The sequence below is a fragment of the Xanthobacter nonsaccharivorans genome, from assembly GCF_043194755.2.
GTDB lineage: Bacteria > Pseudomonadota > Alphaproteobacteria > Rhizobiales > Xanthobacteraceae > Xanthobacter > Xanthobacter autotrophicus_G.
Genome location: NZ_CM195526.1, coordinates 1,483,578 through 1,510,569 on the forward strand (window position 1 = coordinate 1,483,578; position 26,992 = coordinate 1,510,569).

A 26,992-nucleotide genomic window follows, 5' to 3' on the forward strand; every position below is an offset into this window, starting at 1 on the left:
ACATGCTGAGCCGACGCGCGTTCGTGACCGGGGCGCTGGCGGCGGTCACCGTGCCGGCCCTGACGGCGAAGGGGTTGGGGGCCACGGGCTTTCCGCCGGTGCCGTTCGCCGACCTCCAGTCCATGATCGATGCCGCCACGGCGCAGGCGCGCCAGCAGCACATGGCGAACCTTGCGGTGGTGCTGGGGGTGGTAAACCCGCGCGGCAATGGGCAGCTTCTGTTCGCCGGCGCGCAGGGCCTTGCCAATCCGGCCGGCCGGCCGCTGGCGCTCGATGGCCACACGCCGTTCGAGATTGGCTCCATCGCCAAGGTGTTCACCGCATGCGTGCATTATGCGCAGCACGGGCCGTTCGAAGGCACCCTCGGCCGCTGGCTGGCGCCGCGCCGGCTCTCCGCCGCCCTCGCCGCCATTCCTCTTGCCGATATCGCCCGCTACCAGAGCGGGATGCTGCAGGACAATCACGGCTCGCCCCATCCGCCGGGGATCATGCAGAGCTTCGACCGCCTGTTCGGCTATCTTGCCACCGTCCGTCCCCTGGGAGGGCCGGGCCGTTGCTATTCCTATTCCAACCTCAGCTGGTCCCTGCTCGCCATGGCCGGCAATGGCGCCGGAACGGGCACGGCCGCCGCCTTCGCCGACCGCTACGACCGGGCTCTCGGCGCCTTCTGCAGCGGCGTCGGCATGAGCGGTACGGGCATCTTTCGGCCGGAGGTGAAGCGCCAGCTTCCCTTGGCGTATCGACGCGACTGGCGGGCCTTGCCTGCTGCGGCGGACTATCAGCCGACGCGCCTTGCCGGCGTCGGATCGGGCGGCATCGTCAGCACCGGCAGCGACATGCTGGCCTTCCTGCGCCATTCCATGGGGTTCGATGCGAACGGCGGGGCGAGCCCGGCCCTTGCCTATCTCCAGGGGCAGGCCTTCTCCGCCCCGGCCTGCCGCGGCGGGCGGGCACCGCGCACCGCCTATGGCTGGATCCTGCACGATGTCGAGGACCCCACCGGTCCCCTCACCCTCGTCACCAAGGATGGAGCGGTGGCGGGGTTCACGGCCTGGATGGGCTTCCTCGCCTGGCAGGGGACGGGGACGCCGTCGCCTTTCGGCGTGTTCGTGCTGTGCAACGGGCCGGGTGCCTCCGGCCTCGGCCTGCGGGCCATGCGGCGCATTCTGGATGCGTGACGCGAAGTCCTTCAGTTCTCGCCAACCGGCTCAGCTTGGGCTAATCGGCGACGGGCATGAGGCGGGAGAATCGGGATGAAGGGACTGCTGGGGGTTGCGGCTGCCGTGGTGGTGTGCGCCGCGCTTTATCTGGCGGGCACTTTGCTCGCCCCGGTGGCTTTCGCCCTGTTCGTCATCGCCGTGGTGCATCCGCTGCTGGCTCTGCTGGAAAAGCTGATGCCCAAGATGGTGGCGGTGCTGCTCACCCTCATCATCACGCTGGCGGTGGTGGGCGGCGTGTCCTCGGTGGTGGTGTGGGGCTTCAGCCACGTGGCTGCCTGGGTGTTCCAAAACACCGCGCGCTTCCAGGCGCTCTATGGCCAGGCGGCGGAATGGCTGGAGGGCCACGGCTTCGTGCTGGCGGGCCTGTGGGCGGAGCATTTCGACGTGCGCTGGCTGCTGCGCCTGTTCCAGGATATCTCCACCCGCCTGCAGGGGCTGGCGAGCTTCCTCGTCTTCACGTTCGTCTACGTGCTTCTGGGTCTGCTGGAGGTGGACGCGCTGAAGAGCCAGATGCTGCGCCTCCAGCGCAGCGGCCGGGCCCTCTTCCTCGTGCCGGCGCTGGCGGATATTGCCGGCAAGCTGCAGACCTACATGGCGGTGCGCACGCTGATGAGCATCGCCACCGGCGCCGTGGTGTGGGTGTTCACCCTCACCGCCGGGCTGGAGCTGGCCCTGGCCTGGGGTGCCATCGCCTTCGCGCTCAACTATGTGCCCTTCGTCGGGCCGTTCGTGGCGACGCTGCTGCCCACCCTCTTCGCCCTCGCCCAGTTCGAGAGCTGGGAGATGGCGCTGTTCGTCTTCGTCAGCCTGAACGTGATCCAGTTCCTTTCCGGCAGCTATATCGAGCCGCGGATCGCCGGCAAGGCGGTGGCGGTCTCGCCCTTCCTGGTGCTGTTCTCGGTGTTCGCCTTCGCCTTCCTGTGGGGCCTGTCGGGCGCCTTCATCGGCGTGCCCATCCTCATCGCCGGGCTCACCTTGTGCGCCCACCACCCGGATACGCGCTTCGTGGCCGAGCTGTTCTCCGGCCAGACGGTGCCCGAAAAGGCGTGATGCCCGGGCCCGCGAGCCTGGCTCACGAACCCGGCCTCGGTCGAGGACGGGGCTGATGGTCTGTCGGTTCTCACCGGGCCGGCGGCAGGCCGGCCGTCACGCGCTCGGCGAGATAAGGGAAGAAGGGGTTGGAGGACATGCGCACCAGCATGTCCATGCCCACCACCAGGGATCCGTATTCTCCCCGGGCGGCGATGTCGCCGAGGCGGATGCCGAAGGCGTCCGCCGGGTCCGGCTCCAGCCCGTAGAGCCCGTCCGAGAGGGGGAAGGGCAGCGCCACGTGGGAGAGGGAATAGACGTCCGCCGGATACGGCGCGGAGATGGGACGCACCGTCTCCTGCGTCGCGCCGGCGAGGGTCTCGCGGATCTCGACTGCGTTGGAATCAGGCGCCGCATTGGTGATGACCGCCGTGCGGAAGCGCCGTGGCGCGGGCGGCAGCAGGCGCGAAAGGGCGGTGTCGGCCCGGCGGGTGAGCAATTGCTCAAAGGTGCTGTTGCGGTTGATGTCGAACAGCACCAGCTCGCTGCCATTGTCGTCGAGCCGGGCGTGCAGCTGCTCGATCACCGCGCGGGTGGAGACGGTGTGGTCCAGCACCGACTGGAAGGTGAGGACAGGGGCGAGGCCGGCGAGCCGCCCGGCGCGGGAATGCCGCTCGATGTTCGCCTGGAGCGCCTGCGTCAAAAGGAACGACTGGCGCGCGGCATGCACAGGAAATGAATTGTATTTGAACGGGTTGAACTCGGGGATGATGTTCAGCCACGCCGCCTTGGCGAAGGCCGGGAAGATGGCCGGCAGGCCGGCGAGCCCGGCGAAGCGGGCGAATTCCGTGACCCCCACCATGGGCGAGAGCAGCACGATGCGGTCCGGCCGCACGAGCGCGGGATCGTCCAGCGCGTCGAGAGCGTGCATCAGGGCCAGCGCGCCGCCGTTGGAATAGCCGAGGACGTGCACGGGCTTGCCCGGCCCCACACGCTTCCTCGCTTCCCGCATGGCGAGGCGGGTGGCGGCGATCCAGTCCTCGTAATCCGTGCGGGTCAGCGCCCCCGGCACCGTGCCGTGGCCGGGCAGGCGCAGCACGATGGCGATGAAGCCGCGGTCCGCATAGAGCTGCGCCAGGTGCCGGTGGCTGTAGGGCGAATCGGTGAGCCCGTGCAGGAACACCGCCGCGCCCGCCGGCTCGCCTTTGGGCTCCAGCACATAGGTGCGGTTGAAGTCCTGGGCGAAGCGGGGAGGGTAGATGGGGCTCGCATCGTAATAGCGGTTGAAGCGCACGCGGTCCGCCGGTGGCAGCTTCGCCGTCACCTGCTCCCGCACCGCGAGACGAGCGGCATCCTCGGCGCGCAGGTATTGGGCAAGATCCGCCTTGTCCAGCTCGGAGCGGGACAGCTCCTTCGGCACGAAGGTGTGCCAGGGCTCCAGCGGCGGGCCGCGCTGGCTGTCCACCGCCCGCACCACGAAGATGGTGGCGACCACCGTCAGCGCCAGCAAGGCGGCGAGCTTCACGGCGCGCCGTACCGTGCTCCTGGTGCCGCGCCACAGCGGGCCGAGACGTTCCATGACCGAATCCCCCATGCCGCATCCGGCGGCGGGGGCAGCCTAAAGATGCCCGGCTACGGGTTAAAGCGGAGGGGGCGAATGCGCCGCGCCCCCTTGAAGCGGGCGAGCGCGATCGCTATGTGCGGTTCGTGCCAGAAAGGCAGCAGCGCCATGGAAAATCTGAAGCTCATCGCCCTCGACGAGGAGGATCTCGCCATCGTTTCCGCCCATCTTCAGGATGCGGTGGTGAAGATGGTGGACATGGGATTCCTGCCCCGCGTGCACCGCTTCGCCATGGTGCTGAACCGGTTCGACTGGGACCAGAAGGCCTACGCCAACGAGCGGGTCCGTCGTCGCACCGGGCTTCACTTCGAGCGGGTGCTGGCGGTGAAGTGCCGCGGCATGGAGGAGGCGCAGCGCACCGGCGTGCTGAACCTTTTGGCTGTGACCTTCCTGCCGGGCGAGGCGCCTTCGGGCTACGTGCTGCTTACCTTCTCCGGCGGGGCGGAAGTCCTGCTGGAAGTGGAATGCATCGAGGCCGGCATGCGTGACCTCGGCCCGGCCTGGGGCTGCTCCCACACCCCCAAGCACCTGCTGTCCGAGGGCAAGGGGGACGCCGCCTGAGGGCGTCGACTGGGGCGTGGCCTTTCGCCCGGCGTGGGGCCTGAGGGCTTCCCTCCCGGGCGAAGGTGATCTAGCAAGGCGGCATGCCGATCCGCCTTACCATTGAGCAGCCCGATTTCGCTGACCGTTTCACCGACTTCCTCGGCTCCAAGCGCGAGGTCTCGGTGGACGTGCAGGATCAGGTTGCCGCCATCATCGCCGACGTGCGCGCCCGCGGCGACAAGGCCCTCTTCGATTTCTCCCGCACCTTCGATCGCGTGGACCTGGAAAAGCTGGGCCTGCGCGTGACCGACGCGGAGCTGGACGCCGCCCTCGCCTCCATTCCGGAGGAAACGCGTGCGGCCCTCGCCTTCGCCAAGGCGCGGATCGAGAGCCACCACGCCCGCCAGAAGCCGGTGGACGACCAATATGTCGACGCCGCCGGCGTCACCCTGGGCCACCGCTGGACCAGCGTGGACGCCGTGGGCCTCTATGTGCCCGGCGGCACCGCGGCCTATCCCTCGTCCGTGCTGATGAACGCCGTGCCGGCGCAGGTCGCGGGCGTGCCGCGCATCGTCATGGTGGTGCCGGCACCCGATGGCGAGATCGCGCCCCTGGTGCTGGCGGCGGCCCGGCTTGCCGGCGTGCATGAGGTCTATCGCGTGGGTGGCGCCCAGGCGGTGGCGGCCCTCGCCTACGGAACCGAGACCATCCGGCCGGTGGACAAGATCGTCGGTCCCGGCAACGCCTATGTGGCGGCGGCCAAGCGGCAGGTGTTCGGCAAGGTGGGCATCGACATGGTGGCCGGCCCGTCCGAGGTGCTGATCCTCGCCGATGGGGAGGCCAGCGCCGACTGGATCGCCGCCGACCTCCTCGCCCAGGCGGAGCACGACACCGCAGCGCAGTCCATCCTCATCACCGATTCCCCGGCGCTCGCCGCCGACGTGGAGCAGGCGGTGGAGGGCATGCTGGCGACCCTGCCGCGCGCGGCCATCGCCTCCGCCTCGTGGCGCGACCATGGCGCCATCATCCTGGTGAAGGACCTCGCCTCCGCCATCCCGCTGGTGGACCGCATCGCCCCCGAGCACCTGGAGATCCATGCGGCGGCGGCGGACGACCTCGCCGGCCGCGTGCGGCATGCCGGGGCCATCTTCGTCGGGGCCTTTACGCCGGAGGCGATCGGCGATTATGTGGGCGGCACCAACCACGTGCTGCCCACTGCCCGCTCGGCGCGCTTCTCCTCCGGCCTCTCGGTGCTCGATTTCATGAAGCGCACCTCCATCCTCAAGCTCGACGCGGATGCCCTGGAGAAGCTGGGCCCCGCGGCCGTGACGCTCGCGGCCGTGGAACGGCTCGACGCCCATGGCCGCTCCGTCTCCATCCGCACCAACGCACGGCCGGGAGCCTGACGGGATGAGTGAGAAGCCGGCCGCGCGCCTCTGTTCAGTGACCCTCGACGAGGCCTCCATCGGCCACGCGAGCGCCGATATCGAGCACGAGCGCGCGACCGCCATCTGGGACCTGATCGAGGAGAATTCCTTCTTCCCGATGGGCGACCCGGGGCAGGGGCCCTATACCCTGCACATCTCGCTGATGGACAACCGCCTGGTGCTCGACATCAAGCGCGAGGGCGGCGAGCAGGTGGTGCAGCACCACCTGTCCCTCACCCCTTTCCGCAAGGTGGTGAAGGATTATTTCCTGGTCTGCGAGAGCTATTACAACGCCATCCGCTCTGCTTCCCCGAGCCAGATCGAGGCCATCGACATGGGCCGGCGCGGCCTGCACAACGAGGGCTCGACCCTGCTGCAGGAGCGGCTCGGCGGCAAGGTGGACGTGGATTTCGACACCGCCCGGCGCCTCTTCACCCTCATCTGCGCCCTGCACTGGAAAGGCTGAGCGGCCATGGAGCCCCCTGCGGCGCCGAAGCGCTCAGCGCGGCCGCAATCGGTTCTTTTCATCTGCGGGCAGAACGTGGTGCGCTCCGTGATGGCGGCGGCGCTCGCGCGGCACCTGTTCGGCAAGTCCATCTATGTGGGCTCGGCCGGGGTGATTGCCGGCGATCCGGACCCCTTCGTCACCGCGGTGATGGAGGAGATCGGCCTCGACGTGAAGAAGCACCGGCCGCAGAGCGTGGAGGACCTGGAGGAATATGAAGGCCTCAGCTTCGACCTCGCCATCTCCCTGTCGCCGGACGCCCACCACCGCGCGCTGGAGCTGACCCGCACCAACGCCCTCGCCGTGGAATACTGGCCCACCCCCGATCCCACCGGGGAGGGGGGCAACCGCGAGCAGCGCCTCGAAGCCTACCGCGCCGTGCGCGACGAACTGGAACAGCGCATCCGGGCCCGCTTTCGCCAGCCCTGACCCCTTCTTCCACCTTGTGCGGAGCGAGGCGCTCTGCAAGGGTGCCGGCACGTAAATGCCAGCCAGTGGGGACCATTCCGCCATGCACCTCAAGGGACTTCTCGCCTCGACCGCGCTTCTCGGCACGCTCGCTTTGTCGGGGGTCGCCGCGGCTGATCCGGTGAAGGTGGGGCTCGTTTCCACCCTGTCCGGTCCCTCCGCCGTCCTCGGCCAGCACATGCGCGACGGCTTCCTGCTGGCGGTGAAGGAGCTTGGCGGAAAGCTCGGCGGGCAGGAGACCGAGGTGGTCGTGGTGGACGACGAGCTGAAGCCCGATATCGCCGTGCAGAAGGTGAAGGGCCTGCTGGAGCGCGACAAGGTGGACTTCGTGGCCGGCGTGGTCTTCTCCAACGTCATGGGCGCGGTGGCGAAACCGGTGACGGCGAACGAGACCTTCCTCATCTCCGGCAATGCCGGCCCCTCCACCATCGCCGGCGCGGGCTGCAGCCCCTATTTCTTCTCCGCCTCCTACCAGAACGACCAGAACCACGAAGTACTGGGCCAGTATGCCCAGCAGAAAGGCTTCAAGAAGGTCGTGCTGATGGCCCCCAACTACCAGGCGGGCAAGGATTCTCTGGCCGGCTTCAAGCGCTATTTCAAGGGCGAGGTGGCGGACGAGATCTATACCCAGCTCGGCCAGCTCGACTTCTCCGCGGAGCTGGCGAAGATCGCCGCCCTGAAGCCGGATGCGGTGTTCACCTTCATGCCCGGCGGCATGGGCGTGAACCTGGTGAAGCAGTATCGGCAGGCGGGCCTCGCCGAGACCACGCCCTTCCTCTCTGCCTTCACCGTGGACGAGACGACCCTGCCCGCCACCGGCGAGGCGGCGCTGGGCTTCTATTCCGGCGCGGCCTGGGCGCCGGACCTCGACGTGCCGGCCAACAAGGCGTTCGTCGCGGCCTTCGAGAAGGAATACGGCTACATCCCCGCCCTCTATGCGGCGCAGGGCTATGACGCGGCGAAGCTCATCGACAGCGCCCTGAAGGCCACCGGCGGCAAGACCTCCGACAAGGCGGCCGTGCGCGCCGCCCTGAAGAAGGCGGACTTCGCCAGCGTGCGCGGCGACTTCAAGTTCAACACCAACCAGTTCCCCATCCAGAACTTCTATCTGGTGAAGGTGGGCAAGCGCGCCGACGGCAAGGTGGAGACGCAGGTCGCGGAGAAGGTATTCTCCAATTATGGCGACGCTTATGCGGGCAAGTGCGAGATGAAGTGAGGGGCGACCAGCGCCTTCGACCTTCGCGGCGTCGCGTGCTCGCGCCCCGGCCGACGGGAACGGAGCGCAGTGCAAGAGGTCGCCGAAGGCGTTTCCATTTTCAGGCCTCCCAGGAGGGTGCCTGCTGCGCAGGAGTCTCGCGCCGGGCCCCGGCTCGGCGCTCCAGCTGCGCTGTTGCTGGGCCGGTGAACCGGCGGTAGCAAACATAAACTCGGCCCACGGGAGAAGGGCGCCGTGGCAACCTTCTCCGCGAACGTCCTGATCACCCCTGTCCATTCCAGCGCCCCATGAGCCTCACCCTTCTCCTCGTCCAGATCCTCAACGGGCTGCAGCTCGGCATCCTGCTGTTCCTCGTGGCGGCGGGGCTGACGCTGGTGTTCGGGGTGATGGATGTCATCAACCTCGCCCACGGCGTGCAATACATGCTGGGGGCCTATCTGATGGTCACGGCCACGGCGCTCACCGGCAGCTTCTGGCTGGGCCTTCCGCTGGCGCTGGCGGGGGCGCTGCTGGCGGGGCTGGTGCTGGAGCGGCTGGTCATCCGCCCGCTGTACGGGCGGGACCATCTGGAGCAGGTGCTGGCCACCTTCGGCGTCATCCTCTTCGTCAACGAGGGGGTGAAGATGCTGTGGGGCTCCGCGCCCCTCGCCATTCCCATGCCTCAGGCGCTCGCCGGCTCCGTGAAGCTCATGGATGGCCTGAATTATCCGCTCTACCGGCTGGTGCTGATCGGCGCCGGGCTGGCGGTGGCGGGGCTGCTCTATGTGCTGGTCACCCGCACCCGCTCGGGCATGCTGCTGCGGGCTGGGGCCACCCATGCGCCCATGGTTTCGGCGCTGGGGGTGGACATCGCCGCCCTGTTCGCCCGCGTCTTCGCCTTCGGCGCCATGCTCGCCGCTTTTGCCGGGGCGCTCGCCGGGCCGATCCTCTCGGTGGAGCCGGGCATGGGCGACGGGCTGCTCATCCTCGCCTTCGTGGTCATCGTCATCGGCGGCATCGGCTCCATTCGTGGGGCGTTCGTGGCGGCGCTGCTGGTGGGGCTCATCGACACGCTGGGCCGTTCCTTCCTCACCGACGGGCTGAAGCTGGTGATGTCCGCCTCCGCCGCCAGCGCGGCGGGACCGGCGCTGGCCTCCATGAGCGTCTACCTGCTGATGGCGCTCATCTTGTTCTTCCGCCCGCGCGGCCTGTTCCCGGCGCCGGCATGAACCGCCTCCTCTTCGTCCTCGTCTTCGGCGCGCTCGCGCTGGCGCCCCTGGCGGTCGATGCCTACACGCTGTCGCTGGTGGCGCGAGGCATGATCTTCGCGCTGGCGGCGGCGAGCCTCGGCTTCATCCTGTGGCAGGGGGCGCTGGTCTCCTTCGGCCATGCGGCGGTCATGGGCATCGGCGCCTATGCGGTGGGCATCCTGATGGAGGAGGGGGTGCGCGACGCGCTCGTCGCCTTCCCCGTGGCCATGGCGGCGGCGGGCGCATTCGCGCTCGTCACCGGCGCCGTCTCGCTGAAGACGCGGGGCGTCTACTTCATCATGATCACGCTGGCCTTCGGGCAGATGGCCTTCTTCGTGGCGCAGAGCCTGTCGGCCTATGGCGGCGACGACGGCCTCACGCTGGCCGCCCGCTCCACGGTGGCGGGGCAGAAGCTGCTGAAGGACCCGAAGACCTTCCATTACACCACGCTCGGCCTGCTGCTCTTGACCGTCCTCCTCATCCGCATGCTCGCGGCCTCGCCTTTCGGCCGGGTGCTCGCGGCGGGCAAGGAGAACGAGCGGCGGCTGCGGGCGCTGGGGGTGGACCCCTATCCCTATCGGCTGGTGGCCTTCGCCATCGCCGGGGCGCTGGCGGGCCTGTCCGGCGCGCTTTATGCCAACCTCACCGAGTTCGTGAGCCCGGCCTATCTCTCCTGGCACCGCTCCGCCGAGATCATCGTGATGGTGGTGGCGGGCGGCGCCTCGCCGCTGGGGCCGGTGCTGGGAGCGCTGGGCGTGGTGGGGGTGGAGGAGGGGCTCTCCCACCTGACCGAGCATTGGCGCATCCTCTTCGGCCCGCTGCTGGTGCTGTTGGTGCTCTGGCGCGGCGGCTTTGCCTCGCCAGCGAAGAGCAGGCGAGGCCTCAGGGGTTTCCTCGGAGGGCGGCGCCATGGCTGAGCCGCTGCTCGAGATCGCCGGCCTCGCCAAATCCTACGGGGCGCTGGCGGTGACGGCGGGGGTGGACCTTGCGGTGCTGCCCGGCGAGATCCACGCTCTCATCGGCCCCAACGGCGCGGGCAAGACCACGCTGGTGGGAGAGATCGCCGGCGAGGTGATGCCGGACGCGGGCCACATCCGCTTCGGCGGGGCGGACATCACGCGTCTGCCGGTGCACGCCCGCGCCTGTCTCGGCCTCGCCCGCGCCTTCCAGATCACCTCCGTGTTTCCGGGCTTCACGGCCGCGGAAAACGTGGCGCTGGCGGTGATGGCTGCGCGGCGGCGCACCTTCCGCCTCTTGCGTCCCGCCGCCGCCGACCGGTCGGCGCGGGAGGACGCGCTGGCGCTTCTTCGCGAGGTGGGCCTCGCCGCCCGCGCCGATACGCCCGCCTCGGGCATCAGCCATGGGGAGCGGAGGGCGCTGGAGCTGGCCATGGCGCTGGCCCTGCGCCCGCGCCTGCTGCTGCTGGACGAGCCCATGGCCGGCACCGGCCCCGCCGAATCCGCCGCCATGGTGGCGCTGCTGGAGCGGCTGAAGGGGCGCTATGCCATCCTTCTGGTGGAGCACGACATGGAGGCCGTGTTCCGCCTCGCCGACCGCATCAGCGTGCTGGTGGCGGGCCGCGTCATCGCCTGCGGCACGCCGGATGCCGTGCGCGCCGACGCGGCCGTGAAGGCGGCCTATCTGGGGGAGGAGGCATGACGGCGCCGCTCCTCTCCATCCGCGCCCTTGAGGCGGGCTATGGCGGCGCGCCGGTGCTGTTCGGCGTGGACCTTGACGTGCCGGCGGGCGGGGCGCTGGCGCTGATGGGCCGCAACGGCATGGGCAAGACCACCACCGTGCGCGCGATCATGGGCCTGCTGCCGGCGAGCGGCGGGCGCATCGTCTTCGACGGCGAGGAACTGACCGGCCTGCCGCCCCACCGCATCGCGCGCCGCGGCATCGGCCTCGTGCCCGAGGGGCGGCTGATCTTTCCCACCCTCACGGTGGAGGAGAACCTTGTCGCCACCTCGGCCCCGCCCCGGGCGGGCCGGCCGGCCTGGACGCTGGAGCGCGTCTACGGCCTGTTCCCGCGCCTGGCCGAGCGGCGCGGCCATTATGGCAACCGCATCTCCGGCGGCGAGCAGCAGATGCTGGCCATCGGCCGGGCGCTGATGACCAACCCGCGCCTCCTCATCCTCGACGAAGCCACGGAAGGCCTCGCGCCTTTGATCCGCGCGGAGATCTGGTCCGTCATCTCGGCCCTGAAGGGGGAGGGGCTCTCCCTCATCGTCATCGACAAGCACGTCTCGGCGCTGGCGGGGGTATGTGAAGCCGTGGCGGTGATGGAGAAGGGGCGCGTGGTGCACGCCGGCCCGGCAGCGGATTTCGCGGCGGACAAGGAGATGGCGGCGCGCTATCTCGGGGTTTGAGAGGGCCTCCCTGCAGGCCACTCTCCCCCTGCGGATTCCAAGCTTCGCCGAGGCCCAGGCTCAAGCCCGGAGTTCCGCGGCAAGCTCCTCCAATTGGGTCAGGCATGTGCCCCACCCCTGGAAGAATCCCATTTCTTCATGCTTCGCCCGATCCTGATCGCTCTTGTGGCGAACCAGGGCGCGATAGCGCGTCCCGCCTGTCACCGGCTCCATGGTGATTTCCGCGGTCATGAAGGACTCGGCGTTGGGCCGGAACCGCGGACCGAGCCCATCCGTCCAGACCAGGCGGCGTTCCGGCTCAACGACAAGAATGCACCCGGGCCTTTCCGGAAAAGCCTGTCCTTCCGGTGAGCACATGACGATGTTGAACTCGCCGCCCGGTACAAGCTCGATCGATGCCGTTGCCACGCCATACGGCTTCGGTGCGAACCATTGCTTGAGAAGATCAGGCTCCGTCCAGGCGCGCCAGAGCTGGGCCGGAGTGGCCTTTACCGTGCGTTCGAGGACGAGATCGAGCTGGTTATTTATGTCCACGTGCATTTTCCTTTGCAGCCAATGTTTCGACGAAGGAATCCAACTGGTTAAGACGGGCTTCCCAAACTTGGCGCTCCTGTTCGAGCCAGCCTTGTGCCGCCGTGAGCGCGTCAGGACGCAGCTCGCACATGCGGACACGCCCCGTCTTGCGGGAAATGACGATCTCGCTCTCTTCAAGCACGCGGATATGCTTCATGAAGCTGGGCAGCGCCATGTGATGGCGCCGCGCAAGGTCGCCAACGCTGGCAGGCCCGTTCGCAAGCTGCGCAATTACCGCTCGGCGCGTGCCATCTGACAGGGAGTGAAAGACGCGATCAAGGTAAGCCATATAGCTAACTAATCGCGCGTCCGCCCTCCTGTCAAGATACTAATCTATTCAGCTAAGTGTTGGCTGCGCGTGGCGCTCGTCGACTCGTGGCGATGGGTCTCCCCATCACGGGGCTTCCATGTGCTGAAAAAAGAAAAGGCAGCCCGCAGGCTGCCTTTCCGGCGCGGGCATGCTTCCCCGCGAAGACGGTTTGGAAAAAGCGAGCCTGGAAGCCGCGGACCGCGCGCAGCACCCCCGCCATAATGGCCCGGATTCTCACGGCTTCGGATCCGGCGGTGACGAGCCGAAGACGCTCCGCCGGACCTTGCAGGCAGCCCTTTAGTTATCCAGGAACGACCTGAGCTTGCGGCTCCGCGAGGGGTGCTTGAGCTTCCTGAGCGCCTTCGCCTCGATCTGGCGGATACGCTCGCGGGTCACCGAGAACTGCTGGCCCACTTCCTCGAGGGTGTGGTCCGTGTTCATGCCGATGCCGAAGCGCATGCGCAGCACTCTTTCTTCGCGCGGGGTCAACGACGCGAGAACGCGCGTCGTTGTTTCGCGAAGATTGCTCTGGATCGCGGCGTCGATGGGGAGCACCGCGTTCTTGTCCTCGATGAAGTCGCCGAGGTGCGAATCCTCCTCGTCGCCGATGGGCGTTTCGAGGGAGATGGGCTCCTTGGCGATCTTCAGCACCTTGCGGACCTTCTCCAGAGGCATGCCGAGCTTCTCGGCCAGCTCCTCCGGGGTGGGCTCGCGGCCGATCTCGTGCAGCATCTGGCGCGAGGTGCGGACGATCTTGTTGATCGTCTCGATCATGTGCACCGGGATGCGGATGGTGCGCGCCTGATCGGCGATGGAGCGGGTGATGGCCTGCCGGATCCACCAGGTGGCATAGGTGGAGAACTTGTAGCCGCGCCGGTACTCGAACTTGTCCACCGCCTTCATCAGGCCGATGTTGCCCTCCTGGATCAGGTCCAGGAACTGCAGGCCGCGGTTCGTGTACTTCTTGGCGATGGAGATGACGAGGCGCAGGTTCGCCTCCACCATTTCCTTCTTGGCCTGGCGGGCTTCCTTCTCGCCCTTCTGCACCATCTGCACGATCTTGCGGAACTCGGCGATCTCCAGCCCGGTCTCGGTGGCGAGGCCGTGGATGTCGCCGCGGATGTCGTGGATGGTGTCCTTCTCGTGGGCGACGAAGCCCTTCCAGCCCCTGGTGCCGAGCTTGGACACGCGCAGCACCCACTTGGGGTCCAGCTCCGCGCCCACGTAATTCTTCAGGAAGTCGTCCCGCGTCACGCCGTAGCTGTCGGCGAGGCGCAGCAGGCGGCCTTCCAGGCCCACGAGGCGCTTGTTGATCTCGTAGAGCTGCTCCACCAGGGCATCGATGCGCGCCTGGTTGAGCGACAGGCTCTTCACGTCGGCGACCAGCTCTTCCTTCAGCTTCTTCGCCTTGCGCTCCTGCGCCGGCGAGAGCGTCTCGTTCTTGAGCTTGGATTCGACGTTCTGGTCCTGCAGCCGCCGGAGCTTGGTATAGGACGAGGCGATCCGGTCGAAGGTCTCCACGACCTTCGGCTTGATCTCCGCCTCCATGGCGGCCAGCGACATGGAATTCTCCATGTCGTCCTCTTCGCCCTCGGGGCCGGCGCCGTCGCCGAGCAGGCCGTCCTCGCCCGCCTCGGGGGCAAGCGCGGCTTCCTCGCCGAGCGCTGCGGGCGGGTTCTTGCCCTCGGGGCCGGCATAGGTGGCCTCGAGGTCGATGATGTCGCGCAGCAGCACGCGGCCTTCGGTGAGCTCGTCGCGCCAGATGATGATGGCCTGGAACGTCAGCGGGCTCTCGCACAGGCCGGCGATCATGGCCTCGCGGCCCGCCTCGATGCGCTTGGCGATGGCGATCTCGCCCTCGCGGGACAGCAGCTCTACCGAGCCCATCTCGCGCAGGTACATGCGCACCGGATCGTCGGTGCGCTCGGCCGGCTCGGACTTGGTCTCGGAGCGCGCGACCGCGCGCGGGGCGGCTTCGGTCAGCTCGCCACCCTCGCTCTCTTCCGCCTCGTCGGTGTTCTCGGCTTCCTCGCTGCCTTCTTCGGCCTCGGCTTCCTCGGCCTCGATGACGTTGATGCCCATGTCATTGAGCATCGCCAGGGTGTCCTCGATCTGCTCGGAGGTGACTTCCTCGGAAGGCATCACCTCGTTGAGCTGCTCGTAGGTCACGTAGCCGCGCCGCTTGGCATTCTTGATCATCTTCCGGACGGCGGCATCGGAGAGGTCGAGCAACGGCCCATCGGGCGCGTCGGTCTCCTTCTCGGGAGCCTCGGTCGCTTCGGAAGACTGCTTCGCCATAGACTTCTCCTGCGGATCCTGCTGGGTGCCAACAGCAGAACGGCGGCGCGGCCCCTCGGCCTCACCACCTTTTGCCCTAGTGCCCGGGAGCGGCTTTTTTGACGCCATCCCGTTAAACCAGCCTGAACGCGCTTCCAACCCCGATGGTGGTTGCGGTAGGCTCCCCTTCATTCCATGTCGCCGCCGCAGCGATGGCCGGGCGCCTCTTCGGGCTGCCCCATGCCACCGCGCTTTGGCGGAATTGTGCCCGTCGTCGCAGCTCCCTGGAACGCGATCCGAGCAGATGGATATAATCTGCTCCCTGAATCGCCTTCCTACTCCCTAGAGCGGGAATGCGTTGTCCGATCCGCTTGCCCCGCAAGCTGATCGGCGCGTGCCCTAGACGGAGCGCGCCGAAGCGCGGCCCGAAGATGCGCCAAATCCTTCCACCAGAGCCTCGGTCCCGTCGAGTGCCGAAAGGCGCTCCCGCACGTCCCGAAGCCAGGCAAAATTCGCCTCGCTGGGGTCATCCCCCAGGCTGCGCTCGGCTTCCTTCAGCTCTCTAGATAGCGTGTGAGCCTTGCGATGCAAGGCCACGCGCTGATGCCACCAGAGTTTGACATCCGCCGGTGCGGTATCAGGATAAGATGGCCAGTCGTGCCGGGGGTTGGCGAGGGCCTTCACCCGGCGGGTCAGCGCGTCCACGTCCGCCTGTCCGAGACGGTCGGAAAGCGCCTGCGGATCCAGCCCCTCCATGTGCGCCTCGAGCAGGAGGCGGCGCAGCCGGTCGGCCTCCGGATTGGCCAGGGGAAGGCTCGCAAGCTCTTCGCACGCCTCATCCAGCAGGAAGGGATGGTTGATCAGGCAGAACAGCAGCAGGGCCTCGTTGCGGGGCAGGGCGGCCATGGGGCCGCGCGCCAGCGCGCTCTTGGCGATCTCCCGCGCCGCCAGCGGAGGCGGTCCGGCGGGGGCCCGGCGGCCCGGCTGCCAGCCCTCCGTCCAGCCCTGCCTGCGGCCCTGCGGACGGGTACGGTCCTGCGGGTTCACGAGCGCGTTGAAGCGGCCGAGAAGATCCTGTCGGTAGTGCTTGCGTACCGTTTCATCGGCGATGAGATTCGCCACCTCGGTGAGTCGGCCCTCCAGCGCCGCGCGGCGCTCGGGGGTGTCGAGGGAGGCGGCCTCGCTTTCCCGCGCCCACAGTTCGGCGGCCAGGGGCCGGGCCTGGGTCAGCACCTCCGCCATGGCGTCGGGGCCGGAGCGGCGGATGAGGTCGTCGGGGTCCTGACCCTCCGGAAGGGCGGCGAAGGCGAGGCTACGTCCCGCCTTCAGGTGTGGCAGGGCAAGGTCGATGGCGCGGTGGGCGGCGCGGCGGCCGGCCTTGTCGCCGTCGAACAGCAGCAAGGGCTCGTCCGACATGCGCCAGAGCAATTGCAGCTGCTCTTCGGTCAGTGCCGTGCCGAGCGGCGCGACGGTGGCGCCGAACCCGGCTTCCGACATGGCGATCACGTCCACATAGCCTTCCACCGCGATCACGCGCGCGCCCTTCTGGGCGGCCGCGCGAGCGGAAAAGCCGTTGTAGAGCAGGGAGCCCTTGTGGAAGAGCGTGGTCTCCGGCGAGTTCAGGTACTTGGCCGGAACATCCTTTTCCAGCGCCCGGCCGCCGAAGGCGACGATGCGGCCCTTCATGTCGGTGATGGGGAACATTACCCGGTCGCGGAAGCGGTCGAACGGCACGGGAATGTCTTCGCCGGCGATGAGGAGGCCGGCCTCCACCATGTCCTCGACGCTCACCCCCTGCTTGCCGAGGGCCTCCTTCAAATGGAACCGCTCGCCCGCCGCATAGCCAAGGCCGAATCGCTTCTGGGTGGCGGCGCCGAGCTCCCGGTCCGCCAGATACCCCCGGGCGCGGGCGCCGAGGCGGGACTGGAGCGTGTCCTCGAAATGCTTCGCCGCCAGCGCCATCACTTCGAACAGGGTGCGCCGGCGCTGCTCCTTGGCGGCTGCCTCGGGGGTCTCCTGCGGCAGGGGCAGGCCGGCCATGGCGGCGAGCCGCTCCACCGCCTCGCCGAACGAGGCGCCCTCCGTCTCCATCAGGAAGTCGAACACGTCGCCGTGCTTGCCGGAGGAGAAGCAGTGGTAGAAGCCCTTCTGGTCGTTGACGAAGAAGGAGGGCGTCTTCTCCGCGTTGAACGGCGAGAGGCCGGCGAACTCGCGCCCCTGCTTCTTCAGCTTGACGCGACGGCCCACCACCTCCGACACCGGGAGGCGCGCGCGAATCTCATCGAGGAAGGCGGGCGGAAAGCGCATTCGGCTCACAGTCTGGGTGGCAGCCTTTCAGTCTACGAAACCGCGGCGCGCCGCGATAGGCGGACGGTCGGTCGTTTGGGAGCGCCGGAGGGGGACGAAAGGAGCCGATGGACCGGCCTTCCCCTTGTCCACGCTATCCACAGGGGCCATTCCCGTCAGATTGCGGCGTGATTGCGGCACGGCCGTGATGGACGGTACCGGGGGCTTGCTCCTGCGGCCGGGCCAGAGGGCTATGTGTCCGTCGCCAGGAAGGCGGGGTGGTTGCAGGCCGCGCCGCGCGGCGGGCGCGCCCGCGAGGACGATGCGCTGAAGATGGCGCATCGGAATGTCGCCATGGGAGATCCGGCCGTCGCTCTCGAAGCCGAAGCGGCCGTAACACCCGGGATCGCCCAACACCCCGCAGCCCGAGGCGCCGAGGTTCCCGAGCCGCCCGAGTCCTTCGCGGACCAGGGCCGTCCCGATGTCCTCGCCTTGCCGGTCCGGCGCCACGGCAAGTGGCCCGAGGCCGCACCATGTGCCTGTCCCGTGCTCGATCGAAACCCGCGAGAAGGCCACATGCCCCGCGATTCGCCCGTCCGCCACGGGCGCCCGCGAAAGGCCGAACACGTCGGCCGCCTGGAATGCGGCTACGATGGCGGCTTCCATCCCCGCGCCGCGCGGGGCGCCTGCGAGGGCGGAGCACCCGAGGGCGCCGATGGCGTCGGCGTTCCCTGGCCGTTCGGTACGGATCGCGATGGTGCCGGTCAGCCGGCGGAGGTGAGGGCGTCCTTCACCCAGGCCGAGGCCTTGCCGAAGTCGACGGCGCCGGCGTGGCGCTCCTTCAGCAGGGCCATGGTGCGTCCCATGTCCTTGATGCCCTTGGCCTCGATCTCGGCGATCACGGCGGCGATGGCGGCGCGGGTGTCGGCCTCGGAGAGCTGCTGCGGCAGGAAGGCCTGGATGTAGACGATCTCCTCCCGCTCCTGCTCGGCGAGCTCGGGGCGGCCGGCATCGTCATAGATCTTCGCGCTCTCCTCGCGCTGCTTCACCATCTTGGCGAGCAGGGCGCGCAGCTCGTCGTCGTTCAGCGGGTCCTTGCCCTGGCCTCGCTGCTCGATGTCGCGATCCTTCAGCGCCGCGTTGATGAGGCGGAGCGTGGCGGTGCGGCGCTTGTCCTGGGCCTTGAGGGACTCCTTCAGGGCCGCATTGATGTCGTCACGAAGCACGGAACGTGTCCTTGGGTTGAAGTGCCGGATCTTGATCCGGAATTGCGGATGAGGCGCGCGGGGCGGGGAGGGCTGCCCTGCATTTTCGGCAGCGTCGCGGCGGACGGCCCCTGTGGGCAAGTCCGTTGCACGCGGCGGCAAACCGGCACCTCGCCAGCCTCCCCGATGCCGACAGACCCGTCGCGGATCCCGCTTTCCCGCGTTATCGCGCATCGCGGCGCACAAATTCGCGCGCGGGGCGCTGGAAACGCGACGCGCGAGCCTCTATCTAGGCGATCCATGACCAACGAACAAGACCACCTCCGTCCCGCCCCGGCCGAAGGCCGGTTCGAGGGCACCTCCGCCGAAGGCTGGAGCGAACAGAAGCCCACCGCCGTGCTCGTCCTCGCCGACGGCACCGTCCTTGAGGGATTCGGCATCGGCGCCGAGGCATCCCTCGCCGGCGAGGTGTGCTTCAACACCGCCATCACCGGCTATGAGGAGATCCTGACCGACCCGTCCTATGCCGGCCAGATCATCACCTTCACCTTCCCGCACATCGGCAACGTGGGCACCAACGAGGAGGACATCGAGACGGTGTCCATGGCCCAGGCCTCCGGCGTGCGCGGCGTGGTGCTGCGCACCGCGGTGACCGAGCCCTCCAACTACCGCGCTACGCGCCACCTCGACGACTGGCTGAAGGCCCGCGGCATTCCCGGCATCAGCGGCATCGATACCCGGGCGCTCACCGCCCTCATCCGCGAGGCGGGCATGCCCAATGCGGTCATCGCCCATTCCCGCGACGGCGTGTTCGACCTGGAGGCGCTGAAGGCCGAGGCACGCAAGTGGCCGGGCCTCGTGGGCATGGACCTCGTGCCCGGCGTCACCTCCGCCCAGCGCTTCTCCTGGGACGAGACCACCTGGGCGTGGCCCGACGGCTACGGCCGCCAGGAGGCGCCCCGCCACCATGTGGTGGCCGTGGACTACGGGGTGAAGCGCAACATCCTGCGCCTGCTGGCCCGCGCCGGCTGCAAGGTCACCGTGGTGCCCGCCACCGCCTCGGCCGAGGACATCCTGGCGCTCGCGCCGGACGGCGTGTTCCTCTCGAACGGCCCGGGCGACCCGGCGGCGACGGGGGAATATGCGGTGCCGGTCATCCGCGAAGTGATCAGCAAGGGCGTGCCCACCTTCGGCATCTGCCTGGGGCACCAGATGATCGGCCTCGCGGTGGGTGGCCGCACGGTGAAGATGCACCAGGGCCACCACGGGGCGAACCATCCCGTGAAGGACCTCACCACCGGCAAGGTGGAGATCACTTCCATGAACCACGGCTTCGCGGTGGACCGCGACAGCCTGCCGGACAATGCCGTGGAGACCCACGTCTCCCTGTTCGACGGCTCCAACGCCGGCATCGCGCTGGCTGACAAGCCGGTGTTCTCGGTGCAGTACCATCCGGAGGCGAGCCCCGGCCCGCAGGACAGCCACTATCTGTTCGACCGGTTCGTGGAGATGATCGAGAAGCACAAGGCAGCCTGAGCGGACGCGGTGCCGGGCAAAGGGCGGTCGCATCCCCCGAGAGAACAAAAAGCCGGCGTCATGCGACGCCGGCTTTTTTGCAGGGCGCGGGATCAGTCCTCGCGCCAGGCCCAGAGCAGGTCGTGCATGCCATCCTTGAGGCGGAACCCCTTGGCGACGAGGTGGGCCTTGAGGTCGGCGCGGGTGCGCGGCGACTGGCGCTGGTCGTGCACCTCGATCACCATCTGGCGGATGCGCCGGAGCACGTCGTCGGGCGCGCTGTAGAGAATGGAATATTCAGCGCCTTCGCAGTCCATCTTCAGGAAGGCGCAGCTGTCGATGCCGAACCTGTCGAATGTGTCCAACAGGGTGGTGGTCTTCACCGTCACCTTCTGCCCCTTGGTGCTGAGCAGGGAGCCGGAGGTGGAGACCCCGCCGTCGTTGCCGCGGTGGAAGGTCATCTCCCCCTCGGCCTCGGCGATGGCGGACGTGAGGGGCAGGAGGCGCCCCGCCGGGGCGAGGGCGGCATTGGCCGAGAGGTGGGCGAAGTTCACCGGGTCCGGCTCGAAGGCGATCACCCGGCCGGCGGCCAGCTTGTGGATGGCGAACATGCTGAAGGCGCCGATGTTCGCGCCGATGTCGATCACCGTGCCGCCCGGGGGCACCGGTAGCGGCATGCCGTTCAGATAGGCCTCGTCGAAGAAGACTTCCTTGAACTCGTGCAGGACCTCGCGCGGCACCTTCACGTCAATGCCCGAGCGCAGATGGAAATGCGCCACCGGGGCATTGGTCAGCTTGTACTTGAATGCAAAGTACGTGGGCCAGTTGGAAATATGCTTGACGAGGTTCGCATAACGCATCGGTTCAGTCGGCCGCCCTTCCCGGACCCACGCCGCATGGATCCTCGTGGCCCCGTGGGGGCGGCCCCTGTTTAGTCCGAAAACGCGAAAAGGTCAGTCCAGGAAATGGCCGTGCTCCGCCACGTGCCGCGCCAGCCCCATGGTGTGCTCGCGCACCAGGCGTTCCGCGAGGTCCGCGTCCCGCTTCTCGATGGCCTCGACGATGCGGGTGTGATCGATGATGGAACGCTGCGCCCGGTGGTCCTGGCCGATGGTCACCTTGCGCACGCCGCGCATGTGCGGAAACAGGCTCTCCGTCGTCTCGCCGATGAGGCGGCAGCCGGACATGCGGATGATGAGCTTGTGGAAGGCGAGGTTCGCCTCGGAATATTCCGAGACGAACTCTTCCGGGTTGCGGTTGGCGAAGGCGCGCACATTCTCCCGCAGCTGCCGGATCTCCGCCTCGCTGGCATGCTCGCAGGCAAGCCGGGCCGCCATGCTCTCCAGCGCGGCCCAGACGGTGATCATCTCGATGATCTCCCGCTTGGTCTTGCGCACCACGAAGATGCCGCGGCGCGGCACCGAGCGCACGTAGCCTTCCTGCTCCAGCAGGGTCATGGCCTCGCGGATGGGGGTGCGCGACACGCCGAGCTTCTCGGACAGCTGGCGCTCCTCCAGGCGGATCTCCTCGGGGTGGCTGTAGATGTCCATCTCCATGATGGCCGCCTTCAGCGCCTTGTAGGCCTTCATCCGGAAGCTCGATTCCGTCTCGATCGGCTTCACGTTGATATCCTGGTACGTCATCGCACCCCTTTGCCTTAGGCTCTTTGACGCGCTGCGGATCCGGTCCCGGCGCCTTCTGAAGCGGGCCGTCGCGTGATTCTTTGCGCTGCCGACCAAATACATCATATCAGATGGCTGTTTATGCGCCATTGCTGGCGATGCCGCACCATCCCCAATGAATTCGCTGCGACGCAGCAGAATAACTGCGGCATTCCCCCCGCGTTGCGCGTTGACAGAATGTATTCTGAATACCAGCATCATTCCCGACGGGTCGCCAGAACGGTCCGCGCAACGCGGCGGAACCATCGCCGAGGGAGGACGCCAATGATTACCGTGGACGATATCCTGCGGGAAAAGCGTGACACCCGCATCATCACCATGCGCCTGCACGAGACGGTGGCCGACGCCGTGCTCGTGATGAAGCGGGAGAACATTTCCTCGGTCATCGTGACCGACGTGTGCCGCACCGAGGGCTCGACCGTCATGGGCGTGTTCTCCGAGCGCGACGTGACCCGTGCCCTGCTGGAGCACGGGGCCACCACCCCGAAGGTGGTGCTCGCCACCCTGCTGCGCCGCGAGGTGATTTCCTGCCGGCTCGAAGACAGCATCATCACCGTGCTGCGCCTTATGGACGAGCATCAGGTCCGCCACCTGCCGGTGATGGAGGACTATTCCCTGGTGGGCGTCATCAGCGCCACCGACCTGATGCGGCATTACCTTAGGGAGTCCGAGATCCCGAACCTTCTCGACCCTGCGGCCAGCACGCTGCACGTGCAATTGTCGGCCCTGCGCTAAGGGCCCTGCGCAAGCCAGCCGGAGGCCTGCCGACGGGCAGGTCTTCAGCTTCGTCTCTAAAGCGATTGCAGAGAGCGAACGACGGTGTTAGCTTTCTGTATCTGGCATACGTAATTTCGTACACAAATATGCCGCGGGCATGGACCCTCAGGGACCAGTCCAAGCCGGCGCAGACCGGCATCCAGCAAGCAGGGCAGGAACTTCCGGGAGTGGGTGCATGGGCAAGGCGCTCGATGGCGTGCGCGTCCTGGATATGACGCACGTTCAGTCCGGCCCTTCGGCGACGCAGCTTCTTGCGTGGCTGGGCGCGGACGTCATCAAGGTTGAGATGCCCCGGCGGGGGGACATCACCCGCTCGCAGCTCAGGGACAAGTCCAATGTGGACAGTCTCTATTTCACCATGCTGAACGCCAACAAGCGCAGCGTGACGCTGAACATCAAGACGCCGCAGGGGCAGGAGGCGCTCGGCCGCCTCGTGGAGACCTGCGACGTGCTGGTCGAGAATTTCGGCCCGGGCGTGCTGGAGCGGCAGGGCTTCGGCTACGAGGCCATGCGCGAGCGCAACCCGCGTCTCATCTATGCTTCCATCCGCGGCTTCGCCGAGGGCTCCGGCATCGATGCCAAGGCGTATGAGACCATCGCCCAGGCCATGGGCGGGGCCATGAGCACCACCGGCTGGCGATCCGGTCCGCCGACGGCGTCGAGCGCCCAGGTGGGCGATACGGGCACCGGCATCCACTGTGTCACCGGCATCCTCGCGGCGCTCTACCAGCGCACGGTGACCGGCGAGGGCCAGCGGGTGGACGTGGCCATGCAGGACTGCGTGATGAACCTGCTGCGGGTGAAGCTGCGCGACCAGCAGCGCCTCGATGCGGGCCCGCTGACGGAATATCCCGGCGCGCCGGAAGGCGATTGCGTGCCGCGGGCCGGCAATTGCTCCGGTGGCGGCCAGCCGGGCGCGGCCCTGCGCTGCGCTCCGGGCGGCGAGAACGACTATTGCTATGTCATCATCCAGCCGCAGGGCTGGGCGCCGCTGATGCGGTTGGTGGGGCGCAAGGACCTCATCGAGGATGCCAAGTTCGCCTCCCACGAGGCCCGCGCCCAGCGCCTCGACCAGTGCTTCGAGATCATCGAGCGCTGGACGCAAAAGCGCACCAAGTTCGAGGTAATGGCGGCGCTGAAGGCCATCGATGTGCCCTGCGGACCGGTGCTTTCCACCCGGGACATCCTGGAGGACCGCGCGCTCTACGATCGCGGCTTCCTCGTGGAGGTGCCCCATCCAGAGCGCGGCACCTACGTGACGCTCGGCTCGCCCATCAAGATGTCGGCGAGCGAGGTGCCGGTGGAGCGGGCGCCGCTCCTGGGTGAACATACCGATGAGGTGCTGGCCGCTCTCGGCTTCACCACCGAAGAAATCGCCGGCATGCGTGCCGTCGGTGCTGTCTGACGGGAGAACAAAAAGATCCCCGTCCGGAATCCGCCGCCTCATGAGGGAAAAAAGAGGGTGGGGCGGTTACTGACATCAAAATAAAAAATGTCATAGGGGTAGGAATAACATGGTAGAGGCAGTTGGAAAGGCGCCGGCGACCAATCGCTGGCTCCAGTTGATCGCCGGCGTCGTCTGCATGGTCGCAGCCGCCAACATTCAATATTCCTGGACACTGTTCGTCCCTGAAATCGTCAGCGCCCACGGCTGGACGCGTGCGTCGGTCCAGGTGGCCTTCACGGTCTTCGTGGTGGTGCAGACCTGGCTTACGCCCATCGAGGGGTATTTCATCGACAAGTACGGCCCGCGGGTCATGGTGCTCGTCGGCGGCTTCTTCACCGGCCTCAGCTGGGTGATGAACTCCTACGCCACCTCCCTGACCGGCCTTTATGTGGCCGCGGCCATCGGTGGCATCGGCGTCGGCTGCGTCTACGCCACCTGCGTGAACGCGGCGCTGAAGTGGTTCCCGGACCGTCGCGGCTTGGCGGTGGGCCTCACCGCCGCCGGCTATGGCTCGGGCACGGTGCTGACCATCCTGCCCATCGCCGCCATGATCAAGTCGAGCGGCTATCAGGACACCTTCTTCACCTTCGGCCTGGTGCAGGGCGCGGTGATCATGCTGGCGGCCGGCTTCCTGCGGGCGCCGTCCAAGAGCGAGGTCACCTTCTCCGCCGCCGTGGCCCAGTCCCGCCGCGACTATACGCTCGGCGAGGCGCTGCGCACGCCGGTGTTCTACGTGATGCTCACCATGTTCATCCTCACCGTGTCCGGCGGCCTCATGGCCGTGGCGCAGCTGGGAGTGATCGCCGAGGACCTCGGCGTGAAGCACATCGACGTCAACCTCTACTTCTTCACCATGGCGGCGCTGCCCTTTGCGCTGATGCTCGACCGCATCCTCAACGGCTTCTCGCGCCCGTTCTTCGGCTGGGTGTCGGACCACATCGGCCGCGAGAAGACCATGTTCTTCGCCTTCGCCATGGAAGGTCTCGGCATCGTCGCGCTGGGCACGTTCGGCACCAATCCCTGGGCCTTCGTGATCCTGTCCGGCGTCGTCTTCCTCGCCTGGGGTGAAGTCTATTCGCTCTTCTCGGCGACGGCGGCGGATACCTTCGGTTCCAAGCACATCGGCAAGATCTACGGCATGCTGTACACGGCGAAGGGCTTCGCCGCTTTGCTCGTGCCGCTGGCGAACCTGCTGATGGAGGCGACCGGAAGCTGGACGGTGGTGCTCTATACGGTGGCGGCCATGGACCTGACCGCCGCCTTCTGCGCCCTGTTCGTGCTGCGTCCGCTGCTGGCGCGTCACCATCGGCTCAATGCCGAGGCGGCGGCCGCCCAGTCGGCGGCGCGTGAGGTGCCGGCCTGATCCCTTCCTGTCCATTCACCCGGCAGTTCTGCCGGGCGAATGGAAAATCGTGGTGTCAGAATAGTTGCGGCCTGTGCCCGGGTGCTGGCGCCCACGGCAGGCAAGGCATGAAGCAATCCAACAGTCCCTCCACCGTCAAACTGACGGTTCCTCAAGCCCCGGCTCCGCCGGGGCTTTTTTTGTCTCCAGTGGGTGATGCGGCAGGCTGGGCGCAGGCCTTCGGGGGCGCGGGGCGCTGGCGGGTCAAGTAGAGAATGGCGCTAGGCCAAACGGTCGCAATTGTCGGACGTCATTTAATGGTATATTTGATGTGCGAAGTAAGAAGTGGAATCGAAGCATCGATAGAATGGCGCGGCTGCGCCCCAGAAATTCGGCTCGATTATTCAGATCCATCCCTCCGCGACATGGCATATACGCTGAAAGTAGCAGTTACATAGCTGTTACATGCATTCTGTATACGTTATTTCGAGTACACCTTTCTCCGTGGTACGCGAGCGGGCAACGCCACCAATGAGGCCCGCAACAAGAATGGCGACCGTCACGGGCCGTTCATCGCTTTCGATGATCCCCAGTGAGAAAGGGAAGGAAATGTCTCAGAACCTCGCCACGCCGGCGCGCGGGCCCCTCGGTGGCCGCTGGCTGCAGCTGCTCATCGGCGTGATCTGCATGTCGATGATCGCCAACCTTCAATATGGCTGGACGCTCTTCGTCGAACCCATGAACGAGAAGCACCAGTGGGGTCGCGCCTCGATCCAGGTCGCCTTCACCATCTTCGTGCTGTTCGAGACCTGGCTGGTCCCGGTCGAGGGCTGGTTCGTGGACAAGTTCGGCCCGCGCATCGTCGTCTTCATCGGCGCGATTCTCTGCGGCCTGTCGTGGGTCATGAACTCGCGCGCCGACAGCCTGATGATGCTCTACATCTCCGCGGCCCTCGGCGGCACCGGTGCGGGCGCGGTCTACGGCACCTGCGTCGGCTCGGCGCTGAAGTGGTTCCCGGATCGTCGCGGTCTTGCCGCGGGCATCACCGCCGCCGGCTTCGGCGCGGGCTCGGCGCTCACGATCGTGCCCATCGCCGCCATGATCAAGTCGCAGGGCTATGAGCACACCTTCCTCTTCTTCGGCCTCATGCAGGGTGCCGTGGTGCTGGTGCTGTCCCTGTTCCTGCAGGCGCCCAAGGAAGGCCAGCTTCCCGTGGTGGCTGCGTCGAGCGTGGCCCAGAGCCGCCGCAACTACGGCCCGGGCGAGATGGTGAAGGCCCCGGTGTTCTGGGTCATGTACCTGATGTTCGTGCTGGTGGCGTCCGGTGGCCTGATGGCGACGGCCCAGCTCGGCTCCATCGCCAAGGACTTCAAGATCGCCGACGTGCCGGTGTCGCTCCTCGGCCTCACCATGCCGGCGCTGACCTTCGCGCTCTCCATCGACCGCGTGCTGAACGGCCTGACCCGTCCCTTCTTCGGCTGGGTGTCGGACAACATCGGCCGCGAGAACACCATGTTCATCGCCTTCGGGCTTGAGGCGATCGGCGTGCTGGCGCTGGCGCACTTCGGTTCCAACCCGGTGCTGTTCGTGCTGCTGACCGGCCTCGTCTTCTTCGCCTGGGGCGAGATCTACTCTTTGTTCCCGGCGACCTGCGGCGACACGTTCGGCGGCCGCTACGCCACCACCAACGCCGGCCTGCTGTACACCGCCAAGGGCACGGCCTCGCTGGTGGTGCCGGTGGCCTCAGTGGCCGTGGCGAGCCTCGGCAACTGGGACCTGGTGTTCATGATCACCGCCGCGGTCAACGCCATCGCCGCGCTCATGGCCCTGTTCGTCCTGAAGCCCATGCGCGCCCGCTTCGTGGCCGGCGCCACGGTGCAGGACGTGGCTCAGCCCGCCAGCAGCCCCAAGATCGCGGGCTGAGGCCGGACGCCTTCCAAGTTCCTTTGGC

General features: G+C 67.6%; 25 protein-coding genes. 16 read left to right on the plus strand and 9 right to left on the minus strand.

Features of this window, described 5'->3' with window-relative positions; translation table 11 throughout:
- Nucleotides 1–2: 2 nt before the first annotated feature.
- Complete coding sequence (locus tag V5F59_RS06805; RefSeq protein ID WP_393982398.1) at nt 3–1,178, plus strand: serine hydrolase domain-containing protein; 1,176 nt, start codon at nt 3–5, stop codon at nt 1,176–1,178.
- A 75-nt stretch (nt 1,179–1,253) separates the two neighbouring features.
- On the plus strand, nt 1,254–2,270 hold the full coding sequence (locus V5F59_RS06810) for an AI-2E family transporter (RefSeq protein ID WP_393982399.1): 1,017 nt from the start codon (nt 1,254–1,256) through the stop codon (nt 2,268–2,270).
- A gap of 70 nt (nt 2,271–2,340) precedes the next feature.
- On the opposite strand, the gene V5F59_RS06815 is transcribed toward V5F59_RS06810, so the two are convergent.
- Nucleotides 2,341–3,828, minus strand: coding sequence for an alpha/beta hydrolase (locus V5F59_RS06815; RefSeq protein WP_393982400.1), 1,488 nt, complete (start codon nt 3,826–3,828; stop codon nt 2,341–2,343).
- Between the two features lie 150 nt (nt 3,829–3,978).
- On the opposite strand from V5F59_RS06815, the gene V5F59_RS06820 reads away from it, so the two are divergent.
- From V5F59_RS06820 to V5F59_RS06860, 9 genes are all read left to right on the plus strand, one after another.
- Complete coding sequence (locus tag V5F59_RS06820; protein WP_393982401.1) at nt 3,979–4,431, plus strand: DUF2948 family protein; 453 nt, start codon at nt 3,979–3,981, stop codon at nt 4,429–4,431.
- A gap of 83 nt (nt 4,432–4,514) precedes the next feature.
- Nucleotides 4,515–5,819, plus strand: coding sequence for a histidinol dehydrogenase (gene hisD, locus V5F59_RS06825; protein ID WP_393982402.1), 1,305 nt, complete (start codon nt 4,515–4,517; stop codon nt 5,817–5,819).
- A 4-nt stretch (nt 5,820–5,823) separates the two neighbouring features.
- A complete protein-coding gene (locus V5F59_RS06830) occupies nt 5,824–6,306 on the plus strand; it encodes a UPF0262 family protein (protein WP_393982403.1) in 483 nt (160 codons plus the stop codon).
- 6 nt (nt 6,307–6,312) lie between these two features.
- Nucleotides 6,313–6,774, plus strand: coding sequence for an arsenate-mycothiol transferase ArsC (locus tag V5F59_RS06835; protein WP_393982404.1), 462 nt, complete (start codon nt 6,313–6,315; stop codon nt 6,772–6,774).
- Nucleotides 6,775–6,856: 82 nt separating this feature from the next.
- Nucleotides 6,857–8,029: an ABC transporter substrate-binding protein gene (locus V5F59_RS06840; protein WP_393982405.1), complete on the plus strand. Its 1,173-nt coding sequence runs from the start codon at nt 6,857–6,859 to the stop codon at nt 8,027–8,029.
- Nucleotides 8,030–8,316: 287 nt separating this feature from the next.
- Nucleotides 8,317–9,237, plus strand: a complete 921-nt coding sequence (locus V5F59_RS06845) for a branched-chain amino acid ABC transporter permease (RefSeq protein WP_393982406.1) — start codon at nt 8,317–8,319, stop codon at nt 9,235–9,237.
- Nucleotides 9,234–10,175: a branched-chain amino acid ABC transporter permease gene (locus tag V5F59_RS06850; RefSeq protein WP_393982407.1), complete on the plus strand. Its 942-nt coding sequence runs from the start codon at nt 9,234–9,236 to the stop codon at nt 10,173–10,175. The genes V5F59_RS06845 and V5F59_RS06850 overlap by 4 nt, the downstream gene beginning before the upstream one ends.
- A complete protein-coding gene (locus V5F59_RS06855) occupies nt 10,168–10,917 on the plus strand; it encodes an ABC transporter ATP-binding protein (RefSeq protein WP_393982408.1) in 750 nt (249 codons plus the stop codon). Before V5F59_RS06850 ends, V5F59_RS06855 begins: the two co-directional genes overlap by 8 nt.
- Nucleotides 10,914–11,627 carry an ABC transporter ATP-binding protein gene (locus V5F59_RS06860; protein WP_393982409.1) on the plus strand — a complete coding sequence of 238 codons (714 nt, stop codon included), beginning with the start codon at nt 10,914–10,916 and terminating at the stop codon, nt 11,625–11,627. The genes V5F59_RS06855 and V5F59_RS06860 overlap by 4 nt, the downstream gene beginning before the upstream one ends.
- Nucleotides 11,628–11,687: 60 nt before the next feature.
- Here V5F59_RS06860 and V5F59_RS06865 read toward each other — a convergent pair whose 3' ends face one another.
- The 6 genes from V5F59_RS06865 to V5F59_RS06890 form a co-directional block, all read right to left on the minus strand.
- Nucleotides 11,688–12,161 (minus strand): SRPBCC family protein, encoded by a 474-nt coding sequence (locus V5F59_RS06865; RefSeq protein WP_393982410.1) that lies wholly within the window; start codon nt 12,159–12,161, stop codon nt 11,688–11,690.
- Nucleotides 12,148–12,489 (minus strand): ArsR/SmtB family transcription factor, encoded by a 342-nt coding sequence (locus tag V5F59_RS06870; protein WP_393982411.1) that lies wholly within the window; start codon nt 12,487–12,489, stop codon nt 12,148–12,150. Before V5F59_RS06870 ends, V5F59_RS06865 begins: the two co-directional genes overlap by 14 nt.
- 318 nt (nt 12,490–12,807) lie before the next feature.
- Complete coding sequence (gene rpoD, locus V5F59_RS06875) at nt 12,808–14,808, minus strand: RNA polymerase sigma factor RpoD (RefSeq protein ID WP_393982412.1); 2,001 nt, start codon at nt 14,806–14,808, stop codon at nt 12,808–12,810.
- 378 nt (nt 14,809–15,186) lie between these two features.
- Nucleotides 15,187–17,094: a DNA primase gene (dnaG, locus tag V5F59_RS06880; protein ID WP_393982413.1), complete on the minus strand. Its 1,908-nt coding sequence runs from the start codon at nt 17,092–17,094 to the stop codon at nt 15,187–15,189.
- Between the two features lie 27 nt (nt 17,095–17,121).
- Nucleotides 17,122–17,739 (minus strand): GNAT family N-acetyltransferase, encoded by a 618-nt coding sequence (locus V5F59_RS06885; RefSeq protein WP_393982414.1) that lies wholly within the window; start codon nt 17,737–17,739, stop codon nt 17,122–17,124.
- Between the two features lie 98 nt (nt 17,740–17,837).
- Complete coding sequence (locus tag V5F59_RS06890) at nt 17,838–18,299, minus strand: GatB/YqeY domain-containing protein (protein WP_393982415.1); 462 nt, start codon at nt 18,297–18,299, stop codon at nt 17,838–17,840.
- A 279-nt stretch (nt 18,300–18,578) separates the two neighbouring features.
- On the opposite strand from V5F59_RS06890, the gene carA reads away from it, so the two are divergent.
- Nucleotides 18,579–19,814, plus strand: a complete 1,236-nt coding sequence (gene carA / locus V5F59_RS06895; protein ID WP_393982416.1) for a glutamine-hydrolyzing carbamoyl-phosphate synthase small subunit — start codon at nt 18,579–18,581, stop codon at nt 19,812–19,814.
- A gap of 92 nt (nt 19,815–19,906) precedes the next feature.
- Here carA and V5F59_RS06900 read toward each other — a convergent pair whose 3' ends face one another.
- The gene (locus V5F59_RS06900; protein ID WP_393982417.1) at nt 19,907–20,653 is read right to left on the minus strand and encodes an FkbM family methyltransferase; all 747 of its coding nucleotides are present in this window, start codon (nt 20,651–20,653) and stop codon (nt 19,907–19,909) included.
- A 93-nt stretch (nt 20,654–20,746) separates the two neighbouring features.
- Nucleotides 20,747–21,436, minus strand: a complete 690-nt coding sequence (locus tag V5F59_RS06905; RefSeq protein WP_393982418.1) for a GntR family transcriptional regulator — start codon at nt 21,434–21,436, stop codon at nt 20,747–20,749.
- Between the two features lie 303 nt (nt 21,437–21,739).
- Here V5F59_RS06905 and V5F59_RS06910 point away from each other — a divergent pair, with 303 nt between their 5' ends.
- From V5F59_RS06910 to oxlT (V5F59_RS06925), 4 genes are all read left to right on the plus strand, one after another.
- Complete coding sequence (locus tag V5F59_RS06910) at nt 21,740–22,210, plus strand: CBS domain-containing protein (protein ID WP_393982419.1); 471 nt, start codon at nt 21,740–21,742, stop codon at nt 22,208–22,210.
- 217 nt (nt 22,211–22,427) lie between these two features.
- Nucleotides 22,428–23,657 carry a formyl-CoA transferase gene (gene frc, locus V5F59_RS06915; RefSeq protein WP_393982420.1) on the plus strand — a complete coding sequence of 410 codons (1,230 nt, stop codon included), beginning with the start codon at nt 22,428–22,430 and terminating at the stop codon, nt 23,655–23,657.
- Nucleotides 23,658–23,766: 109 nt separating this feature from the next.
- Nucleotides 23,767–25,062: an oxalate/formate MFS antiporter gene (oxlT, locus tag V5F59_RS06920; protein ID WP_393982421.1), complete on the plus strand. Its 1,296-nt coding sequence runs from the start codon at nt 23,767–23,769 to the stop codon at nt 25,060–25,062.
- A gap of 588 nt (nt 25,063–25,650) precedes the next feature.
- On the plus strand, nt 25,651–26,964 hold the full coding sequence (gene oxlT / locus V5F59_RS06925; protein WP_393982422.1) for an oxalate/formate MFS antiporter: 1,314 nt from the start codon (nt 25,651–25,653) through the stop codon (nt 26,962–26,964).
- Nucleotides 26,965–26,992 lie beyond the last annotated feature (28 nt).

What these genes read in the sequence shown, in the direction of transcription:
- V5F59_RS06805 (WP_393982398.1), top strand. Translation starts at nt 3, where the DNA reads ATGCTGAGCCGACGCGCGTTCGTGACCGGGGCGCTGGCGGCGGTCACC.
- frc (WP_393982420.1), top strand. Translation starts at nt 22,428, where the DNA reads ATGGGCAAGGCGCTCGATGGCGTGCGCGTCCTGGATATGACGCACGTT.
- V5F59_RS06900 (WP_393982417.1), bottom strand. Translation starts at nt 20,653, where the DNA reads ATGCGTTATGCGAACCTCGTCAAGCATATTTCCAACTGGCCCACGTAC.
- dnaG (WP_393982413.1), bottom strand. Translation starts at nt 17,094, where the DNA reads ATGCGCTTTCCGCCCGCCTTCCTCGATGAGATTCGCGCGCGCCTCCCG.
- carA (WP_393982416.1), top strand. Translation starts at nt 18,579, where the DNA reads ATGACCAACGAACAAGACCACCTCCGTCCCGCCCCGGCCGAAGGCCGG.
- V5F59_RS06910 (WP_393982419.1), top strand. Translation starts at nt 21,740, where the DNA reads ATGATTACCGTGGACGATATCCTGCGGGAAAAGCGTGACACCCGCATC.
- V5F59_RS06870 (WP_393982411.1), bottom strand. Translation starts at nt 12,489, where the DNA reads ATGGCTTACCTTGATCGCGTCTTTCACTCCCTGTCAGATGGCACGCGC.
- hisD (WP_393982402.1), top strand. Translation starts at nt 4,515, where the DNA reads ATGCCGATCCGCCTTACCATTGAGCAGCCCGATTTCGCTGACCGTTTC.
- V5F59_RS06840 (WP_393982405.1), top strand. Translation starts at nt 6,857, where the DNA reads ATGCACCTCAAGGGACTTCTCGCCTCGACCGCGCTTCTCGGCACGCTC.
- oxlT (WP_393982421.1), top strand. Translation starts at nt 23,767, where the DNA reads ATGGTAGAGGCAGTTGGAAAGGCGCCGGCGACCAATCGCTGGCTCCAG.
- V5F59_RS06815 (WP_393982400.1), bottom strand. Translation starts at nt 3,828, where the DNA reads ATGGAACGTCTCGGCCCGCTGTGGCGCGGCACCAGGAGCACGGTACGG.
- V5F59_RS06885 (WP_393982414.1), bottom strand. Translation starts at nt 17,739, where the DNA reads ATGGAAGCCGCCATCGTAGCCGCATTCCAGGCGGCCGACGTGTTCGGC.
- V5F59_RS06905 (WP_393982418.1), bottom strand. Translation starts at nt 21,436, where the DNA reads ATGACGTACCAGGATATCAACGTGAAGCCGATCGAGACGGAATCGAGC.
- V5F59_RS06820 (WP_393982401.1), top strand. Translation starts at nt 3,979, where the DNA reads ATGGAAAATCTGAAGCTCATCGCCCTCGACGAGGAGGATCTCGCCATC.
- oxlT (WP_393982422.1), top strand. Translation starts at nt 25,651, where the DNA reads ATGTCTCAGAACCTCGCCACGCCGGCGCGCGGGCCCCTCGGTGGCCGC.
- V5F59_RS06855 (WP_393982408.1), top strand. Translation starts at nt 10,168, where the DNA reads ATGGCTGAGCCGCTGCTCGAGATCGCCGGCCTCGCCAAATCCTACGGG.
- V5F59_RS06845 (WP_393982406.1), top strand. Translation starts at nt 8,317, where the DNA reads ATGAGCCTCACCCTTCTCCTCGTCCAGATCCTCAACGGGCTGCAGCTC.
- V5F59_RS06810 (WP_393982399.1), top strand. Translation starts at nt 1,254, where the DNA reads ATGAAGGGACTGCTGGGGGTTGCGGCTGCCGTGGTGGTGTGCGCCGCG.
- V5F59_RS06830 (WP_393982403.1), top strand. Translation starts at nt 5,824, where the DNA reads ATGAGTGAGAAGCCGGCCGCGCGCCTCTGTTCAGTGACCCTCGACGAG.
- V5F59_RS06850 (WP_393982407.1), top strand. Translation starts at nt 9,234, where the DNA reads ATGAACCGCCTCCTCTTCGTCCTCGTCTTCGGCGCGCTCGCGCTGGCG.
- rpoD (WP_393982412.1), bottom strand. Translation starts at nt 14,808, where the DNA reads ATGGCGAAGCAGTCTTCCGAAGCGACCGAGGCTCCCGAGAAGGAGACC.
- V5F59_RS06835 (WP_393982404.1), top strand. Translation starts at nt 6,313, where the DNA reads ATGGAGCCCCCTGCGGCGCCGAAGCGCTCAGCGCGGCCGCAATCGGTT.
- V5F59_RS06860 (WP_393982409.1), top strand. Translation starts at nt 10,914, where the DNA reads ATGACGGCGCCGCTCCTCTCCATCCGCGCCCTTGAGGCGGGCTATGGC.